A 17541-nucleotide genomic window follows, 5' to 3' on the forward strand; every position below is an offset into this window, starting at 1 on the left:
GCAATTGCCGGTGACGCCGGTCCCGCCACAGTTGCCCCCGCCACCGGCCGCACCGGCCCCACCGGCGCAACTGGCGATGCTGCCGCCGCCCCCGCCGCCGGAGGAACGGCAGGCCTCCGCGCCGCCGCCGGCCGAGGCGCCGAGCACGCCGCCGGCACCGCCGCGCCCGCCCCCGCGCCCGGCCCAGCCCGCGCAGCCGGCGCCGCGCACCATCTGGTCCCCGCCCTCGCGCACCGCGCCACCGGGCGAGGGCGTGCCGATGGCCAGTGGCGCCGGCACCGCGGCCGGGGCGCTGGTGCCGCCGCGCACGGCCTCCGGCGTCCGCAATCCGCAGCCCGACTATCCCCTGGCGTCCCGCCGGCGGGGCGAGCAGGGGCGGGTCGTGCTGCTGGTGCACGTGGAGCCGGACGGGCGGGTGCGAGACCTCGCCGTGGTCGGCTCCTCCGGTTATCCCACCCTGGATGCGGAGGCCGAGCGCGCCGTGCGGCGCTGGCGCTTCGAGCCTGCGACGATCGACGGCCGCGCCACCTTTTCGACCACCACCGTCGGCATAAGTTTTAGATTGGAGTAAGCCTCGATCGCCGGCGCGCGCTTGGCTTGCGCGCCTACGCGCTGTTGCGTGGGGCCTCGCTGTCGTTCTGTGCGCGGGGCCGCGTTCGCGGCCCTGCTGCCGGCGAATGGTCGGTGGGACCTGCTGTTGCGCTTGGGGGTATGCGGGTTGGAAGGGGTCGGATGGTCAGGCTCGACGTGATCGCGACGCGGGGCGGGGATGCCGGGGAGACGTCGCTCGGCGACGGCAGCCGCGTGCGCAAGGACGCGCTGCGGGTGGAGGCCTATGGCACGGTGGACGAGGCGAACGCCGCGATCGGGCTGATCCGCCTGCACCTCGCCGGTGACGCCGAGGCCGACGCGACGCTCGCGCGCATCCAGAACGACCTCTTCGACCTCGGCGCCGATCTCTGCGTGCCGGGCGAGGGCGGCGAGCGCCTGCGCGTGACCGACGCGCAATGCGCGCGGCTCGACGCCGAGCTCGCCGCGATGAACGCCGCCATGCCCCCCTTGCGCAGCTTCGTCCTGCCCGGCGGCAGCGCGGGGGCGGCGCATGCGCATCTCGCGCGCACTGTCGTGCGGCGGGCGGAGCGGCACGTCGTCGCGCTCGCGGCCGCCGAGGCGGTGAACCCCGCGGTGGTGCGCTACCTCAACCGCCTCTCCGACCTGCTCTTCGTCCTGTCGCGCCGGCTCAACGCGAACGGGGCGCAGGACGTGACCTGGCAACCCGGCGCGACGCGCTGAGCCGCCGGCGCGGCGCGCGCCGTCAGGTCATCGGCAGCGCGACGTGCTTCGCATAGCCCGGGCGCGTCTTCAGGCGCTCGAACCAGGCCTCGAGCCGCGGCATCGGGGCGCGCTCGATCGGCAGGTTGAACCAGCGCCAAGCATAGACGCCGAGCACGATGTCGGCGAGGGTCAGCGCCGCGCCGCAGACGTAATCGCCCGCGCCCAGCCTGGCATCCACCATCGCCCAGAGCTTCTCCGCGGCGTCGCGCGCCTTCGCCGTCGCGGCCATGTCGCGCTCGGGCTCCGGCGTGCGGACATAGGTGAAGAAGATCGTCGTCATCGGCGCGTTCAGCGCGCTGAGCTGCCAGTCCATCCAGCGCTCGCAATCCGCCGCGGCCTTCGGGTCGGCCGGCAGGATCGCGCCACCCGGCGCGCGGGTGCGCGCGAGGTAGCGCAGGATCGAGTTGCTCTCCCACAGCGTGAAGTCGCCGTCCTGGATCGTGGGCACGAGCGCGTTCGGGTTCATCGCGAGGTAGCCCGCGTCCTGCGTGCGGCCGAAGGCGCCGCCGGCATCGATGCGCTCGAAGGCGATGCCGAGCTCCTCGCAGGCCCAGAGCACCTTCATCACGTTCGACGAGCTCGTGCGGCCCCAGATCGTCAGCATCGCGTCCTCCCTTGCCGGACGGCGGCCCGCGCCGCCATCGCCCTCCGTTACCGCGCGCCGGCCCCGCCCGGCAACCGGCGCTTCAGCGCCTGGCACGGCGCCTCGACCAGGTGCCAGGACAGCCAGGCCATGAGCAGGATCGGCGGCAGGGACAGCAGGAAGATCGCGAAGGGCCCGAACCGGCCATCCGCGACCAGCAGCAGCGTGTTGGTGATGGGGAAGGAGTAGAGATAGACGCCGTAGCTGAGGTCGCCGGCCGCCCGGTGCAGCCGCTGTCCCCAGTCGCCGGCGATGGCGACGGCGAGCACGAGGTAGCCCAGGCAGAACTTCAGCAGGAACATCGCCATCGGCGTGCCGCGCGCGGCGACCAGCAGCAGGAGCGCGACCGCTGCGCCGCCCGCCGTCACGCGGAGCCGGTCGCGGTACTTCCAGGCGCAGACCCCGGCCATGAAGTAGCTGAAGTAGATGACGAAGACATAGACCGGGATGCCGCGGAAGACCTGCGGCCCCTGCTCGTTATCCATGCCGAGCTGCTTCATCATGAGCTCGGCGCAGACGGTCGCGGCGAAGACGGCCAGCCACAGCGCCCGCCGCATCCGGATCAGCGACGCCATCACGACCAGGCAGAGATAGAACGAGACCTCGAGCGGGATGGTCCAGAGCGAGCCGTTGACCACGTTGTGCGGCAGCCCCGTGAAGACGTTCGGCACATAGGGGTCCTGCGGCCAGAGCAGCAGGTTGCGCAGGTGGAAGCCCAGCCAGCGGCGCCCGTATTCCGATAGCGGCCCTTCGTAGAGCAGCGGCACCAGGACGAGGGCCTGCAGCAGGATGACGACGGCGAAGGCGGGATAGATCCGCAGGAAGCGCGCGGCGACGAAGCGCCCGGTGCTGCCCTGTTCCTGCGACGCCGCGACGAGGAAGCCGCTGATGAAGAGGAAGACCCAGACCGCGACGAGCGCGGCGGAGCTGTAGCCCAGGAAGGCGGAGAGCGGATCGGTCGGTCGGCCCGCGAGCGACCAGGTGTGGGAGAAGGTGACGACGAAGGCGGCGGCGAGCCGGATGGCGTCGAAATTGTTCACCCGCGGATCGAAGCGAGCGGCGAGCGTCGCGGCCTCGGCGCCCGCGCGGCGATCGGATGGGGCGGGTCCGGAATCCATGGCCGTCGCGGCCTTACCAGGGATCGGGGGGCGGACCAAGGCGCGGCGTGGCGGGGCCAGGTGGTTGCGGGCCCGCCGGGGCTGGCGGAAGCTCGCGCCATGCAGTTCGCCCTTCTCGCCGCGGCGCTGTCCGCCGCCGCCCCCCTGATCGCGCTCGGCAGCGAGACCTGGCCGGGGCTTGCGCCCTGTGCGCTCTGCCTCTGGCAGCGCTGGCCGTATTGGGTGGCGGCGGCGATCGCCGTTGTCGCGGCCTTCCTGCCGGAGGAGGCCCGGCGCTGGGCGCTGCGCGCCTCGGCGGTGGCGGTGCTGGTCTCCGGCGCGATCGCCTTCCTGCATGTCGGGGTGGAGTTCAAGTTCTGGCCCTCGCCGCTGCCGGCCTGCCAGGCCGCGACGGCGGGGCCGACGGCGACGGTGGAGGACCTCATGCGCTCGCTCGCGCCGGGGGCCAACAAGCCCTGCGACGAGCCCGCCTTCTTCTTCGACTTCCTGCCCTTCTCGATCGCCGAGATGAACCTGGTCTACGCGCTGTGCCTGGCGATCTTCATCTGGCGCGGCACGCTGGCGCCGAAGCCGCGGGGCTAGCGATGGGGGCCTGGGGCCGCGGGCTCTACGCCAACGACTTCGCGCTGGACCTGCGCGCGACAATCGCGGCCATCGCCAAGCTGCCCTTCGACGGGCCCGAGCTGCTGCGATTGGCGCGGGAGTCCGAGCCCGGCGCGGCGGCGAGGCCGGACGACCCCGACCACGCGACCTTCTGGCTGGTTGTCGCGCAGCAATTCGCGCGGCGCGGGATCGCGGCGCCGGAAGCCGCAGCGCGCGCGCGCGGCCTGCTGGCGGCGCTCGAGCCCGCGGATGCGAAGCGGCGCGCGGAACTCGCGGCGCTGGCGCGCGAGATCGAGGGCGCGCCGGAGCGGACCGTCGCGCGCAGGACGCTGGCGGCGCCGCAGCCGCTGCTCTTCGTGCCGGGCGACGCCTTCGCCTTCCCGGTGATGCGCGGCAAGGGGATCAACCCCTTCTTCCCGGTCGAGGCCGGGCTGCGCGGCTTCCGCCCGGACGGGCGCGCGGTCTGCGTGATCGTCCAGGCCGGGCGCGCCTTCGGCTACCTCGCCTGGTACGTGCCGCTGATGCTGGCCGATGCGGTGGCCGAGGATCCGCCGCTCGCCGCCCTGGCCGGGTCGGGTCCCTGGGCGATCGGCACGCCGGGAACCTACGGGCGCAGCCAATTCCGGCGCATGCAGGCCGCGCCGATCGGCAGGATGGCGATCGACGAGGCAAAGCTCGCGCATTGGCTCGGGCCGCTGAAGGACGGCCGATCCGCGGCGGTGTCCGACATCAGCATGTGCAACACCATGCACATCCGGCCCGCGATGCCTGACCGCGTGCTGGTGCCGCCAGGCGAGCAGGCGAGCATCCGCGGCCTGCGCCAGGCCCGCACCGTCGCGCGGCTGGGCGACATTCTGGCCTGAGCGCGCTCAGCCGCCTTCGACCGGCGGGGCGAGGCGCGCGACCAGCGCCAGCAGATCCGCCTGCCGCGTCACGCCGGCCTTGGCGAGGATCCGCGAGAGATGCGTCTTGGCCGTACTCTCCGCGACGGTGAGGCTGCGTGCGGCCTGCACCAGCGTCTCGCCGGCAATGAGCCGCTCCAGCACGCGCGATTCCGCCGGCGTCAGGTCCAGCGCGCGGCTGACGATGTCGAGCCGCGTGCCGCCGACGGCCGGCGCGACGAAGACCGCCGCGGCGGCGCGCGGCACCAGCCCCGGGCGCAGCTGCCCGCCTGTCAGCGGCAGGACATGGGCGACGGAAGCACGCTCCGCCCGGGCGGGGCTGCCCAGCACCACGCCGAGTCCCTGCCGGCCGAGCCGCGATTCGTCGCGCTGCGCGGTGCCGATGGCGGCGAGAAGCTCCGCCGTCGCCTCCGGCCGGCGCGCGGCGAGCCGGCCGCCGCTGTCGCGGATCGGGCCTTCCGCATCGGCCATCATGGCGCGCGCCGCGGCGTTCGCGTGCAGGATCGCGCCGTCGGCCGCGACCACGCCGACGCCGACCGCCAGGCCGTCCATCGCGTCGCGCAGCGCGGCCGCTTCCAGGGCGCGCATGTCGAGCATGTTGCCGATCGCCACCGCGCGTCGGAGATGCGGGGCGAGCAGGCGCATCAGCGCGACCTCGCGGTCGGTGGCGACCCCGACGCTCTCGTGCCGCGCGGATCCGAGCAGCCCGACCCGCCGGTCCTCTTGCAACACCACCGCGGTGATGGCGTCGCAATAGCCGAGCGTGCCGGCCCAGCCGCGGAAGAAGTCGGACCGGACGAGTTCCTCGGCATGCGGCAGGCGGCGCAGCACGAAGGGCTCGTCGGGGTCGGCATCGGCGGGACGCGCGGCCAGCGCCTGGCGCTGCCAGTCGGAACTCGGGCCCTGGTAGCGCTCGACCAGCAGCCGCGTCGCCTCCGGCGGCTCGCCCCAGCCCGTGGCGAAACTGTGTCGCCCGGTCTCGAGGTCCAGCAGGTAGAGCTGGCTGGCGACGCAATCCAGCGCCTCGCAGACCTGGCGCAGCGCGTCGGGCCAGCGTTCCGGCGCCATCGCGCAGTCGTAGATCGCGCCGATCAGCGCCGAGAATTGCTGGGCTGGCAGCTCCGCCATGCTTCCGCTCCGTCCACCTTTCCCAGAAGGTACCGGCCGCAAAGGGCTGGCATCCTCCGTTCGGGTGATGCAAGCGCGGCGGTGTCAGACCGGCGTGGGTGCGATGGGCCGGGCGCAGATCGGGCACGTCCGTCCATCGCGCTCAGCCTGCCAAGCCGGCTGGCGCGCGAATCCCGGATGAGCCGGGCGCGGGGGACGCGGCGGCGCCTTCAGCTCTCCAGCTCGGAATCCCAGTAGAGGTAGTCGCGCCAGCTCTCGTGCAGGTAGTTCGGCGGGAAGGCGCGGCCGTTCTCCTGCAGCTCCCAGCTCGTGGGCTGGCGGGGCTCCTGCCGGGGCAGCATGTGGCATTCCCGCGGCAGGCGGTTGCCCTTGCGCAGATTGCAGGGGCCGCAGGCCGTGACGACGTTGTCCCAGGTCGTGCGCCCGCCCTTCGAGCGGGGGATCACATGGTCGAAGGTGAGGTCCTGGGTCGGCCGGTGGTCACCGCAATACTGGCAGGCGAAGCTGTCGCGCAGGAAGACGTTGAACCGCGTGAAGGCGGGGCGGCGAGCGGCAGGGATGTATTCCTTCAGCGCTATGACGCTCGGCAGCTTCATCCGCAGCGACGGCGAATGGACGACCGCGTCGTATTCCGAGAGGACCGAGACGCGGTCGAGGAACACCGCCTTGACCGAATCCTGCCAGGACCAGACCGAGAGCGGGAAATAGGACAGCGGACGGAAATCCGCGTTCAGCACGAGGGCGGGATAGGACCGTTCACCGACGAAGGCTCCGCCATCAGGCAAGCGCCACTCCTCTCAGCCAAGGAGCGGTCCCAAGCCCTGGGGCCGATCACGGCAGGCTGGCCCCAGATACTGTGGCACCGCCGCGTTGTCCCGCTTTCATGCCAGCGCTTGCGCCGCGGTGCAACAGAGCCGGCGCGCGGCGGAGCGTGGTGTCACCGCCGCGTCATGCGGCGCCGAGGCGGGCGGACAGCAGATGCGCTCCCAACGCGATGCCGTGCTCGTCGATCCCATGGGCCAGGCCGGGACGAAAGGCGGCCTCGACCGGGACGCCGGCCTCGCGCAGCGCGACCTCGGCCAGTCGCGATTCGGCGACGGGCACGACGTCGTCAGCCTCGCCATGGACCAGCAGGACGGGCGGGCGGCTGCGCAGCTCGGCGGCGAGCAGGTCGCGGCCAACCAGGCGGCCCGAGAAGGCAAGGATCGCGGCCGGGCCGGGATCGCGGCGCAGCCCGGTGAAGAGCGCCATCATCGCACCCTGGCTGAACCCCATGAGCGCGACGTCGGGCATCCCGATGCCGAGGCGCGCGGCCTCGGCGTCGAGGAAGGCGTCGAGCGCGACCGAAGCGGCCCGCGTCCCGGCCAGGCGCTGCGTGTCGGACCGGTCCCCGACGCTGAACCATTGCCGGCCATGGGGGGCGACGTCGCAGGGATCGGGCGCGTGCGGGGCGACGAAGAGCGCGTCGGGCACCGCCTCCCCCCATGTCGGCGCGAGGTCGATCAGGTCGAAGCCGTCGGCGCCGAGGCCGTGCAGCAGCACGACGAGCTTGCGCGGCGTCTTGCCGGAGGCGGGCCCCCAGCGGGGTCCGTCGAGGAGCGCGGTCATCCCCGGTTCCTTGTCGCGTGGCTTGAGGGTAGGGCTTCAGGATGGCGCCGGTTCCCCGCCCCGTCACCCGTTTCGCGCCGAGCCCGACGGGTCTGCTGCATCTCGGCCACGCGCATTCCGCCCTGCAGGGCTGGCGGCGGGCGCGGGCGGCGGGCGGGCGCTTCCTGCTGCGGATCGAGGACATCGATCCCGGGCGCTGCCGCCCGGAATACGCGGCAGCGATCGAGCAGGACCTGGCGTGGCTGGGCGTGGATTGGGACGGGAAGGTGCGCGTGCAGTCGGCGCATCTCGGGGAATACCGCGCGGTGCTGCACGCGCTGGCGCGGCGGGGGCTGGTCTATCCCTGCTTCTGCACGCGGGCGGACATCGCGCGGGAGGTCGCAGCAAGCGCGGCGGCGCCGCACGGGCCTGACGGGCCGCTCTATCCCGGGACCTGCCGGCGCTTGACCGTGGACGAGCGGCAGGCGCGCGTGGCGGCGGGAGAGCCGCATGCGCTGCGCCTCGACATGGCGCGCGCGCTGGAATGCGTGCCGGCGCTCGCGTTCGAGGAGGAAGGGCAGGGGCGCATCGCCTGCGATCCCGCGCGCTTCGGCGATGTCGTGCTGGCGCGGAAGGACGCACCGGCGAGCTACCACCTCTGCGTGACCCATGACGACGCGCTGCAGGGGGTGACGCTTGTCACACGGGGCGAGGATTTGAAGGCCGCGACGGATGTGCACCGGCTGCTGCAGGCGCTGATGGGCTGGCCGGCGCCGGCCTATGCGCATCACGGGCTGCTGCTGGATGCGGGCGGTCGAAGGCTGGCGAAGCGGGACAGGGCGGCGACGCTGCGGGACCTGCGGGAGGCCGGGCGGAGCGCGGCGGAGGTGAGGGCGATGGCGGGGTTTCCGGACTAGGTTGCGCGGGCCCCTGCGCTCCCCGGCTGCGCGCGGGCCCCTCCCTCCCCCGCAAGCGGGAGAGGGAACATCGGCGCTACCCCAACACGGTCAGCATCAGCGGTGACGGGCCATGGCCCACCGCGCCCATCAGCAGGTCGAGCCGCACCTTCCCCGCCTTCGCCGTCGCGGCGAGCAGGGGGAGCGCCACGGTGCGCGGGGTCGGCACCGGCTCGTCGCCGGCGACGAGCGCGGCGAGGCCTGGCGGCCAGGCCGCATGAGGGCCGTCCGGCAGCAGGGTGAAGCCGACCGCCGGGCCGCCCGCGACGCGCAGCGCCCCGCCGCGGGGCAGGGCCTCGACGCCGACCAGCATGGCGAGCAGCAGGGGTTGCGCGACCTCGGGGCTCACCTGGCAGCCCGGCGCCAGGCCTGACAAATCGACCCTGGCCTTGCGGCCGAGCGTCAGGCCCTCGACGAGCTGCGCGAGCTCGGCGGCGTCGAGCTCGCCCGACGCGCCGCCCACCGCGACGCGCCAGAAGCGCAGCCGCCGGTCGATGATCCGCGCGGCGTCGCGCGCGACCTCGGCCGCGTCGTCCGCCGTGTCCTCCAGCATCTCGAGCGCGCCGCCGAGCGCGCCGACCGGCCCGCCGAGGTCGTGGCAGAGCCGCGTGCACACGGCCTGCGCGAGCGCGAGGGTGTCCGCCATCCTGGTCTCCTGGCCCGGCGCGTTCTGCGGCCGGCACGTTGATCAAGCCTTCCTACCAGACGGCTGGTCGACGGATCGTTAATGGATGTCTATGGCTGCAACGTGTCCAGCGACCTCGTCCCCGGCCAGCGCATCCGCCTGCCCGCCCGCCCGGATTGGGGCATCGGCCAGGTGCAGTCCGTCGCGGGCGACCGGGTGACCGTGAACTTCGAGAATGCGGGCAAGGTGACGCTGCGCCTTTCCGGCGCCGAGATCGAGCCGGTGGAGGATCAGTGACGGGCTTCCTGTCCGAATTCGTCGATCTCCTGACGGATTGGCGCGTCATCGCCGCGGCGCTGGTGACCGCGGTGGCGGGGCTGATGCGGGGCTATTCGGGCTTCGGCACGGCGATCCTGCTGGCGCCGGCCTATTCGACGCTCTGGGGTCCGCGCATCGGCATCCCCGTGATGCTGATGATGGAGCTCTTCGTGTCCATGCAGTTGCTGCCCAAGGCCTTCGGCCAAGCGGACAGGCGGGTGATGCTGCCGATCGGGGCGGCCGCGATCTGCTTCACGCCGCTCGGCGCCTGGGTGCTGATCACCGCCGACCAGGAGGTGCTGCGGCGGGCCATCGGCCTGCTGGTGCTGGTCTTCGGCTTCGCCCTGATGTCGGGCTGGCGCTACCACGGGTCCCGGCCGCTGCCGCTGAACCTGGCGGTGGGGACGGTCGCGGGGCTGCTGAAGGGCGCGGTCGGCGTCAGCGGCCCGCCGGTGATCCTCTATCTCCTGGCGGGGCCGGAGGAGGCGAAGCGCCACCGCGCCAACCTGATCCTGTTCTTCGCCTGCATCGCGGTGGTCTCCGTCATCCCGCCGATCTGGGCCGGGCTGGTCGGCCAGCGGGAGATCGCGAAGCTCGTCCTGCTGCTGCCGATCCTGCTGGCATGCGTGCCGATCGGCGCGCGGCTGTTCCATGTGGTCCCGGAGCGCTGGTACCGGCGTTTCGCGTTCGGGCTGCTGGTATCGACGGGGGCGGTGGCGCTGCTGGCCTGAGGGCCTGCCCGCCCCGCCGGCCCGGGGCTTGCGCGCGGGGGGGCCTCCGGACCAGATACCGCCGCAAGGGGGCGGGGATCACGGCCGCCCCGTGGGAATGACGCCTGCCATGATCGACCCCTTCGGTCGCACCGTCAGCTATCTCCGCGTGTCGGTCACCGACCGCTGCGACCTCCGCTGCGTCTACTGCATGGCGGAGGACATGACCTTCCTGCCGAAGCGGGAGGTGCTGACGCTCGAGGAGCTGGACCGGCTCTGCGGTGCCTTCATCGCGCTCGGCACCGAGAAAATCCGCCTGACCGGCGGGGAGCCGCTGGTTAGGAAGGGGGTGATCCAGCTCTTCCAGAGCCTCGGCGCGCGGCTGGATGGCGGCGGGCTGAAGGAGCTGACGGTCACCACCAACGGCACGCAGCTCGTGAAGATGGCGGAGGACATCGCGAAGGCCGGGGTGAAGCGGATCAACGTCTCGCTCGACAGCCTCGACCCCGCGACCTTCACCGCGCTGACGCGCTGGGGGAAGATCGAGCCGACGCTGGACGGCATCTTCGCCGCCAAGGCCGCGGGCCTGGCCGTGAAGATCAACGCTGTCGCGATGAAGGGCGTGAACGAGCACGAATACGACCGCATGATCACCTGGTGCGGCGAGCACGGCTTCGACCTCTGCCTGATCGAGACCATGCCGATGGGCGAAATCACCGGCGACCGCACCGACCAGTACCTCCCGCTGTCGCGCGTGCGCGACAGGCTGCGCGAGCACTGGACGCTGCAGGACACGGACTACAGCACCGGCGGACCGGCCCGGTACTACGTGATCAAGGAGACGGGGCGGCGCATCGGCTTCATCACGCCGATGACCCACAACTTCTGCGAATCCTGCAATCGTGTGCGCCTGACCTGCACGGGAACATTGTACATGTGCCTCGGCCAGGACGATGCGGCCGACCTGCGAGCGCCGTTGCGCGACCCCTTGGTTGACGAAGCCGGGCTGCAGGAGGCCATCCTGTCAGCGATCGCGCGCAAGCCGAAGGGGCATGACTTCGTGATCGACCGCCGCAGCCAGGCGCCCGCCGTGGCGCGGCATATGAGCGTGACCGGAGGTTGAACGAGGTGCTGCAGCAGATCGCCCAGGCGCTGACCATCCCCGGCCTGCCGGACTGGGCCGGGCTGGTCGTGCTGCTCGTCGGGCTGCTGGTCGCGCTCGCCTACCTGCTGATGCCCTTCAGCGTCTTCGGGGTGAAGGGCCGGCTCGATTCGATCGAGGCGCAGCTGGACGAGATCCAGACGGAGCTTCGCACGCTTGCGCTGCGGCTGCCCGAGCCCGGCCGCGCGCGCCGCCCGCCGCCCTCGGAGGATGACTGGGCAGAGCCGCCGACGACCTTCCGCCGCGCCGAGGCGGAGCCGCCGCCGCCACGCGCCACCCCGCCGGTGCCGCCGCCCGCGGCCTGGCCGGAGCCGCGGTCCGGCCGCGCGGAGCCGCGCATCGAGTGGCCGCGCCGCTGAGGCGGAAACCGGGGCTTTTCTTCAACTCGAGGTCATGATCCCTTCATGTGCGCCGGGACTCGCCGGCGCGCATCAGGAGGGACCCTTTCAGCATGAATCGTCGCTTCGGTTTTGCGGCCGTCGGGCTGGCCGCTCTCGCGCTCGGCGCCTGCACGCCGCAGGCGCAGAACGTGGTGGTGGTGCCGAGCCAGGCCTGCGACACCTCCTTTCGCGTCGCGAACAACTCCACCATGACGGTGAACCAGCTCTTCTTCAGCCATTCCAGCCTGGCGGGCTGGGGCACCGACCAGCTCGGCAACTCCGTCCTGCCGCCGGGGCGCTTCGTGAACTACCGCGCCGCCAACACAGGCAACTACGATTTCCGCGTGGTCTGGTCGAACGGCCAGGCCGCCGAGATCCGGGGCGTGAATGTCTGCCGCGCCAGCCAGATCACGGTCACCAACCGCGGGTTGACGGCGAGCTGACGCGCCGGGGGCGCGGCGCCCCCGTAGGCGCGCGCCTGCCGCGGTCGTAAGGTCGCGGCATGCGCGTTGCCGTCATCCAGATGAACCAGGGCTCCGATAAGGCCGCCAATATCGGCCAGGCGCGGCGCTTGATCGAGGGCGCGATCGGCGCCGACCGTCCGGACATGGTCTCCCTGCCGGAGACCTGGACCAATCTCGGCGGCGGGCGCGACGCGCGCTTCGCGGCGGCCGAGGCGCTGCCCGAGCCAGGGCAGACCGGCGGCGAGGCCTATGAGTTCCTGCGCGAGGTCGCGCGCGCCAACCGCATCCATGTCCATGGCGGCTCGATCATCGAGCGCGGCGAGGACAAGCTCTTCAACACCTCGCTGCTCTTCGACCCGGACGGGAGGGAGATCGCGCGCTACCGCAAGATCCATCTCTTCGACATCACGGCGCCGGACGGCACGGGGTATCGCGAAAGCGCGCTCTATGGCGCGGGGACGGAGCTGGTCTGCGTGAAGGCGGGCGAGGTGATGCTGGGGCTTACCGTCTGCTACGACATGCGCTTCGCTGAGCAGTATGTCGCGCTGCGCCGCCTGGGCGCGGAGGCGATCTTCGTCCCCTCCAACTTCACCCTGCAGACCGGCAAGGACCATTGGGAGGTGCTGCTGCGCGCGCGCGCGATCGAGACGCAGTGCTGGATCGTCGCCGCGGCGTCGCATGGTTCGTACGAGGAGCGCGGCGCGACGCGTCAGGTCTACGGGCATTCGCTGGTCTGCGATCCCTGGGGCCATGTCGTCGCGAAGTGCAGCGACGGCACGGGCTGGGCGACGGCGCGCATCGATCCCGCGGTGACGGCGCGCGTCAGGCGCGACATGCCGGTGCTGGAGCATCGGGACGCGAGGCGGGTGGACGCACTGGACGATGCGCGGCGGGTGGAGGGGTTGCGGTGAGGGGCGGGATGGTTCGCTTCCCCGCGGCCCTGTCCCGGCGGCGGCAATCCGGCACCGATCGAGCGCCGATCTTTCCCGCCCCCCTCGCCCATCCGTCTCCCCCCTGTGGGGGAGGAGGGTATGCGAGCGGCGGGGGAGGGGGCCGCGTGCGGTCGGCGCGCCCATGACCGCCATCGCCTTCCTCGCCGCACCGACCGAGGTCGCGCGGGCCGCGCAGGATGTGCTGGCCGAGCGCTACGGCGCAGCGCCGCTCGATCGCGCGAAGGCCGTGGTCTGCCTCGGCGGCGACGGGATGATGCTGGAGACGCAGCACCGCCTGCTCGGCCGCAACCTGCCGGTCTATGGGATGAATTGCGGCTCGGTCGGCTTCCTCATGAACGACTACCGCGAGGATGGCTTGGTCGAGCGGCTGGAGGCCGCGCAGGCCGCGATGCTGCATCCCCTGCGGATGCGCGCGCATACCGGCCATCCCGAGCCGACCGAGGCGCTGGCGATCAACGAGGTCTCGCTGCTGCGCGAAATCCGCCAGGCCGCGAAGATCCGCGTGATGGTGGACGGCAAGGTGCGGCTGCCCGAGCTGATCTGCGACGGCATCCTGGTCAGCACGCCGGCGGGCAGCACGGCCTACAACCTGTCGGCGCATGGGCCGATCGTGCCGCTGGGCGCGAATCTGCTGCCGCTGACGCCCATCAGCCCCTTCCGCCCGCGGCGCTGGCGCGGCGCGTTGCTGCCGGCCGAGGCCGAGGTCGTCTTCGAGGTGCTGGAGCACGAGAAGCGCCCGGTCGCGGCGGTGGCCGACTATACCGAGGTCCGCGACGTCCGGCGCGTGGAGGTGCGGGAGGACCGCAGCGTGATGCTGACGATGCTGTTCGATCCCGACCACGGGCTCAGCGAGCGGATCATCGCGGAGCAGTTCACGGTGTGAGCTTGCGCTGCTGCGCAAACCCCCACCCCGACCCTCCCCGGCAAGCGGGAGAGGGAGCAGTCGCGCCCTTGAACCCTCCCCCGCTTGCGGGGGAGGGTGCCGAGCGTAGCGAGGCGGGTGGGGGTCGGCGCGCCTCGGCCAGTTTCGGGCACGCCTCCACCACCCCATGACCGAACGCTCCCTCATCTGGTCGATCGCCATCCACCAGCTGATCGTCTGGGGCACGATCTACCTCGCCTTCCCCGTCTTCATCGCGCCGATGGAAGCCGAGCTCGGCTGGACCCGCGCGGAGATCTCCGGCGCCTTCACCGCGGGGCTCTTCGTCTCGGGCCTCGCGGCGATCCCCGCCGGGCGCTGGATGGACCGGGCGGGATCCCGCGTGCCGATGACGGTCGGGACCGCGATCGGCGCGGCGCTGCTGGTGGCCTGGGCGATGACCGACAGCCTGGCGGCCTTCTACGGGATCTGGATCGCGATTGGCGTCACCCATGCGCTGTGCCTGTCGGAACCCGCCTATGCCGCGCTGACCGCCAACACCCGCGACCCCAGGCGCGCCATCACGCAGGTCACCTTCGTCACGGGCTTCACGACCTCGGTCTTCGTGCCCCTCGGCGCCTGGATGGTCGGCTGGATGGGCTGGCGGGAGACGCTGGTCGTCTTCGCTGCGATGCAGCTCGTCATGGCGGCGCTGCCCGCGGTCTGGCTGAAGGGCGCGCGCGGCAGCCTGACGGGCTCGACGCTGGCGGCGGGCGAGCCGCTGCGGCAGGCGATGCGCCGGCGCGCCTTCTGGGCGCTGATGCTGGCCTTCTGCTGCCAGGCCTTCATGGGCACCGGCATCTCCTTCCATATCCTGCCGCTGCTGCAGGAAAGCGGGATGTCGCTGAACGCCGCGCTGGCGGTGATCGCGATCTTCGGCCCCTGCCAGGTGGCGTCTCGCGCGGTGCTGGTCTGGCTCGGCCCACGCGCCGGCGACATCCGCCAGGTCGGCATCTTCGCCTTTGCCATGCTGCCGGTGGCGCTGACGCTGCTGGCGGTGGGGCCGCCATCCCTGCCGCTGGCGCTGCTCTACGGCGTCGCCTTCGGGATCGGGAACGGGCTGATCACCATCGTCCGCGCCGTGGGCCTGGCCGAGATCCTGGGGCGGGAGGGCTACGCCCAGATCTCCTCGGCCATCACCATGGCGGCGATCCTGCCGCGGACGGCCGCGCCGCTGGCGCTCGGCCTGATCCATGACGCCGCCGGCAGCTACCATGCCGTGCCCTGGATCCTGGCCGGGGTGATCCTGCTCGGGGGCTTGGCCTTCCTCGTTGCGATCCTCGATCGCGTCCCGTCAGGGGGCAGACCCGCGCGACGGGACGGTTGACCCGCCGCGCCGGCTCTGCGATGGCCGGCCCCGCCGCAGTGCCAAGCCCATGGAAACCCTGACGACCGAGACCATCCCCGCCGATCCTTCCACCCCCGCCGAGGCCGGCGGGGCGCTGATCCTCGCCCTGCCCAAGGGCCGGATCCTGAAGGAGCTCGCGCCGGTGATGGCGCGCGCCGGGATCGTGCCGGCCGCCGACTTCGCCGATGAGAACAGCCGGCGGCTGCGTTTCGAGACCAACCATCCCGGCCTCGATGTCGTGCGAGTGCGGAGCTTCGACGTCGCGACCTTCGTGGCGCATGGCGCGGCGCAGATCGGGGTCTGCGGCGCAGACGTGCTGATGGAATTCGACGACGACCAGATCTATGCGCCGCTCGACCTCGGCATCGGTCGCTGCCGCGTCAGCGTGGCCGAACCGGTGGAGAGCGCAGGGCAGGACCTGGCGACGGCGTCGCGGGTCAGCGTCGCCACGAAATATCCGCAGATCGCGCACCGGCATTTCGCGCAGCGCGGCATCCAGGCCGAGGTCGTGCACCTCAACGGCGCGATGGAGCTGGCGCCGGCGCTCGGGCTCGCGCGGGTGATCGTGGACCTCGTGCAGACGGGCTCGACGCTGAAGGCGAACGGGTTGGTGGAGACGGACGTGATCGCGAACGTCACCTCGCGGCTGATCGTGAACCGCACCGCGCTGAAGACGCGGCCGGAGGCGATCGCCGGCTGGATCGCGCGCTTCCGCGCGGCGCTGGCGGAGCGGGATGCACGGTGAAGATTCTCGGCACGATCGATGTAGGCTTCGACGACGCCTTCCGCGCGCTCCTCGACGATGCGCGCGAGACCACGGCGAAGGTGGACGGCGCCGTCGCCGGGATCATCGCGGAGGTCCGCGCGAGGGGCGATGCCGCGCTGCTCGACCTTACCGCGCGCTTCGACCGCTGGACGCCGGCCGGCGCCGCGGCGCTGCGCGTGACCGCAGCCGAGATCGAGGAGGCCGTCGCCGGCATTCCGGCCGCGCGCCGCGACGCGCTCGCGACTGCGGCGAGGCGAATCGAGGCCTTCCACCGCGCGCAACTGCCGCGTGACGTCGAACTCTCCGAGCCCGGCATTCGCACCGGCATGCGTTGGGGCGCGCTGGACGCCGTCGGGCTCTACGTGCCCGGCGGCAAGGCGGCCTATCCGTCCTCCGTCCTGATGAACGCGCTGCCGGCGCGCGTCGCCGGCGTCGGGCGGATCGCGATGTGCGTGCCGACCCCGGACGGCGTGCTGAACCCGCTGGTGCTCGCAGCGGCCCGGCTCGCCGGCGTCACCGAAGTTTTTCGGATCGGCGGCGCGCAGGCCGTGGCGGCGCTGGCCTGGGGGACGGACACCATCGCACCCGTGGACCGCATCGTCGGGCCCGGCAACGCCTATGTCGCGGAGGCCAAGCGCCAGGTCTTCGGCCGCGTCGGGATCGATTCCATCGCCGGCCCGTCCGAGGTCGTGGTGATCGCCGACGCATCGAACGACCCCCGTCATGTCGCGCTCGACCTGCTGGCCCAGGCCGAGCATGACGAGGCCGCGCAATCCATCCTGGTCACCGACGACGCCGGCTTCGCGTCGCGCGTCGCCGCCGCGGTCGAGACCGAGCTCGGGACCCTGCCGCGCGCCGCCATCGCCGGCGCGTCCTGGGCGCAGCACGGCGCGGTAATCGTCGTCCGCGACTGGGACGAGGCCGCAGCGCTGACGAACCGCCTCGCGCCCGAGCACCTGCAGATCATGGTCGCCGACCCCCGCGCGCTGTTCGGCAGGATCCGCCATGCCGGCGCGGCCTTCCTCGGCCGCTGGTGCCCGGAGGCCGTGGGCGACTACGTCGCCGGCCCCAACCACGTCCTGCCGACGGCGCGCACGGCCCGCTTCGCCTCCGGGCTGTCGGTCTTCGACTTCCTCAAGCGCACGACCTGGGTGGAGGTGGACGAGGCCGGGCTCGCCGCCATCGGACCCGCCGCCGTGACGCTCGCCGAGGCCGAGGGGCTCGACGCCCATGGGCTCAGCGTGGCGGTCCGCCTGGGCCTGCGTCCTTGACCACGGGGGCCGCGGCGCTCATGTTCCGCGCCCAACCGCGATTTTGCGCCTGTCCCGCCTTCCCCATGCCGGGGGATCGCGGGGCGGGCCGACCTGCATAGAAGGAGCCTCATGTCGAAAGAGGACATGATCGAGTTCAGTGGCCAGGTGGTCGAATTGCTGCCCAACGCGATGTTCCGCGTGAAGCTGGACAACGACCACATGGTGCTCGCCCACACCAGCGGGAAGATGCGCAAGAACCGCATCCGCGTGCTGGCGGGCGACCGCGTCAACGTCGAGATGACGCCCTACGACCTGACCAAGGGCAGAATTACATTCCGTTTTAAGTAGCCTCAGACGCCCGGCGCCGCCTC

At 72.3% G+C, this 17541-nt stretch carries 22 protein-coding genes; 16 read left to right on the top strand and 6 right to left on the bottom strand.

What is annotated here, in order from left to right; genetic code table 11:
• Window positions 1-571: energy transducer TonB (locus ACLF3M_RS14585; RefSeq protein ID WP_430657671.1), on the top strand; the 571-nt coding region annotated here is incomplete at its 5' end.
• A gap of 161 nt (window positions 572-732) precedes the next feature.
• Complete coding sequence (locus ACLF3M_RS14590; protein WP_430657672.1) at window positions 733-1293, top strand: cob(I)yrinic acid a,c-diamide adenosyltransferase; 561 nt, start codon at window positions 733-735, stop codon at window positions 1291-1293.
• A 22-nt stretch (window positions 1294-1315) separates the two neighbouring features.
• Here the strand turns inward: ACLF3M_RS14590 and ACLF3M_RS14595 are convergent, their stop codons facing one another.
• Window positions 1316-1939 carry a glutathione S-transferase family protein gene (locus tag ACLF3M_RS14595; RefSeq protein WP_430657673.1) on the bottom strand — a complete coding sequence of 208 codons (624 nt, stop codon included), beginning with the start codon at window positions 1937-1939 and terminating at the stop codon, window positions 1316-1318.
• A 47-nt stretch (window positions 1940-1986) separates the two neighbouring features.
• Complete coding sequence (locus ACLF3M_RS14600) at window positions 1987-3096, bottom strand: acyltransferase family protein (RefSeq protein WP_430657674.1); 1110 nt, start codon at window positions 3094-3096, stop codon at window positions 1987-1989.
• Window positions 3097-3195: 99 nt separating this feature from the next.
• Between ACLF3M_RS14600 and ACLF3M_RS14605 the strand changes: the two genes are divergently transcribed.
• Window positions 3196-3678 carry a disulfide bond formation protein B gene (locus ACLF3M_RS14605; protein ID WP_430657675.1) on the top strand — a complete coding sequence of 161 codons (483 nt, stop codon included), beginning with the start codon at window positions 3196-3198 and terminating at the stop codon, window positions 3676-3678.
• Between the two features lie 2 nt (window positions 3679-3680).
• Window positions 3681-4562: a hypothetical protein gene (locus ACLF3M_RS14610; RefSeq protein WP_430657676.1), complete on the top strand. Its 882-nt coding sequence runs from the start codon at window positions 3681-3683 to the stop codon at window positions 4560-4562.
• A gap of 6 nt (window positions 4563-4568) precedes the next feature.
• Here ACLF3M_RS14610 and ACLF3M_RS14615 read toward each other — a convergent pair whose 3' ends face one another.
• The 3 genes from ACLF3M_RS14615 to ACLF3M_RS14625 form a co-directional block, all read right to left on the bottom strand.
• On the bottom strand, window positions 4569-5729 hold the full coding sequence (locus ACLF3M_RS14615; protein WP_430657677.1) for a helix-turn-helix transcriptional regulator: 1161 nt from the start codon (window positions 5727-5729) through the stop codon (window positions 4569-4571).
• Between the two features lie 209 nt (window positions 5730-5938).
• Window positions 5939-6514: an HNH endonuclease gene (locus ACLF3M_RS14620; RefSeq protein ID WP_430657678.1), complete on the bottom strand. Its 576-nt coding sequence runs from the start codon at window positions 6512-6514 to the stop codon at window positions 5939-5941.
• 163 nt (window positions 6515-6677) lie between these two features.
• Window positions 6678-7337 carry an alpha/beta hydrolase gene (locus tag ACLF3M_RS14625; RefSeq protein ID WP_430657679.1) on the bottom strand — a complete coding sequence of 220 codons (660 nt, stop codon included), beginning with the start codon at window positions 7335-7337 and terminating at the stop codon, window positions 6678-6680.
• Window positions 7338-7378: 41 nt separating this feature from the next.
• Between ACLF3M_RS14625 and gluQRS the strand changes: the two genes are divergently transcribed.
• Window positions 7379-8233, top strand: coding sequence for a tRNA glutamyl-Q(34) synthetase GluQRS (gene gluQRS, locus ACLF3M_RS14630; RefSeq protein ID WP_430657680.1), 855 nt, complete (start codon window positions 7379-7381; stop codon window positions 8231-8233).
• Between the two features lie 76 nt (window positions 8234-8309).
• Here the strand turns inward: gluQRS and ACLF3M_RS14635 are convergent, their stop codons facing one another.
• Window positions 8310-8918, bottom strand: coding sequence for a histidine phosphotransferase family protein (locus ACLF3M_RS14635; RefSeq protein ID WP_430657681.1), 609 nt, complete (start codon window positions 8916-8918; stop codon window positions 8310-8312).
• An 81-nt stretch (window positions 8919-8999) separates the two neighbouring features.
• On the opposite strand from ACLF3M_RS14635, the gene ACLF3M_RS14640 reads away from it, so the two are divergent.
• The 11 genes from ACLF3M_RS14640 (at window position 9000) to infA (ending at window position 17518) form a co-directional block, all read left to right on the top strand.
• Window positions 9000-9194: a DUF3553 domain-containing protein gene (locus ACLF3M_RS14640; protein WP_430657682.1), complete on the top strand. Its 195-nt coding sequence runs from the start codon at window positions 9000-9002 to the stop codon at window positions 9192-9194.
• Complete coding sequence (locus tag ACLF3M_RS14645) at window positions 9191-9946, top strand: sulfite exporter TauE/SafE family protein (RefSeq protein WP_430657683.1); 756 nt, start codon at window positions 9191-9193, stop codon at window positions 9944-9946. Before ACLF3M_RS14640 ends, ACLF3M_RS14645 begins: the two co-directional genes overlap by 4 nt.
• 109 nt (window positions 9947-10055) lie before the next feature.
• Window positions 10056-11048 carry a GTP 3',8-cyclase MoaA gene (gene moaA, locus ACLF3M_RS14650; protein ID WP_430657684.1) on the top strand — a complete coding sequence of 331 codons (993 nt, stop codon included), beginning with the start codon at window positions 10056-10058 and terminating at the stop codon, window positions 11046-11048.
• Window positions 11049-11053: 5 nt separating this feature from the next.
• On the top strand, window positions 11054-11446 hold the full coding sequence (locus ACLF3M_RS14655; protein WP_430657864.1) for a hypothetical protein: 393 nt from the start codon (window positions 11054-11056) through the stop codon (window positions 11444-11446).
• 92 nt (window positions 11447-11538) lie between these two features.
• Window positions 11539-11910: a hypothetical protein gene (locus ACLF3M_RS14660; RefSeq protein ID WP_430657685.1), complete on the top strand. Its 372-nt coding sequence runs from the start codon at window positions 11539-11541 to the stop codon at window positions 11908-11910.
• Window positions 11911-11969: 59 nt separating this feature from the next.
• Window positions 11970-12842, top strand: coding sequence for a carbon-nitrogen hydrolase family protein (locus ACLF3M_RS14665; protein ID WP_430657686.1), 873 nt, complete (start codon window positions 11970-11972; stop codon window positions 12840-12842).
• Between the two features lie 163 nt (window positions 12843-13005).
• Window positions 13006-13767 (top strand): NAD kinase, encoded by a 762-nt coding sequence (locus tag ACLF3M_RS14670; protein WP_430657687.1) that lies wholly within the window; start codon window positions 13006-13008, stop codon window positions 13765-13767.
• A 166-nt stretch (window positions 13768-13933) separates the two neighbouring features.
• Window positions 13934-15130 (top strand): MFS transporter, encoded by a 1197-nt coding sequence (locus tag ACLF3M_RS14675; RefSeq protein WP_430657688.1) that lies wholly within the window; start codon window positions 13934-13936, stop codon window positions 15128-15130.
• A 49-nt stretch (window positions 15131-15179) separates the two neighbouring features.
• Complete coding sequence (gene hisG / locus ACLF3M_RS14680; RefSeq protein ID WP_430657689.1) at window positions 15180-15896, top strand: ATP phosphoribosyltransferase; 717 nt, start codon at window positions 15180-15182, stop codon at window positions 15894-15896.
• Window positions 15893-17188: a histidinol dehydrogenase gene (hisD, locus tag ACLF3M_RS14685; RefSeq protein WP_430657690.1), complete on the top strand. Its 1296-nt coding sequence runs from the start codon at window positions 15893-15895 to the stop codon at window positions 17186-17188. The genes hisG and hisD overlap by 4 nt, the downstream gene beginning before the upstream one ends.
• A gap of 111 nt (window positions 17189-17299) precedes the next feature.
• Complete coding sequence (infA, locus tag ACLF3M_RS14690) at window positions 17300-17518, top strand: translation initiation factor IF-1 (protein ID WP_026033499.1); 219 nt, start codon at window positions 17300-17302, stop codon at window positions 17516-17518.
• The last annotated feature ends 23 nt before the right edge of the window (window positions 17519-17541 follow it).

It is taken from the genome of Falsiroseomonas sp. HW251 (genome assembly GCF_050563545.1).
Lineage (GTDB): Bacteria > Pseudomonadota > Alphaproteobacteria > Acetobacterales > Acetobacteraceae > Falsiroseomonas.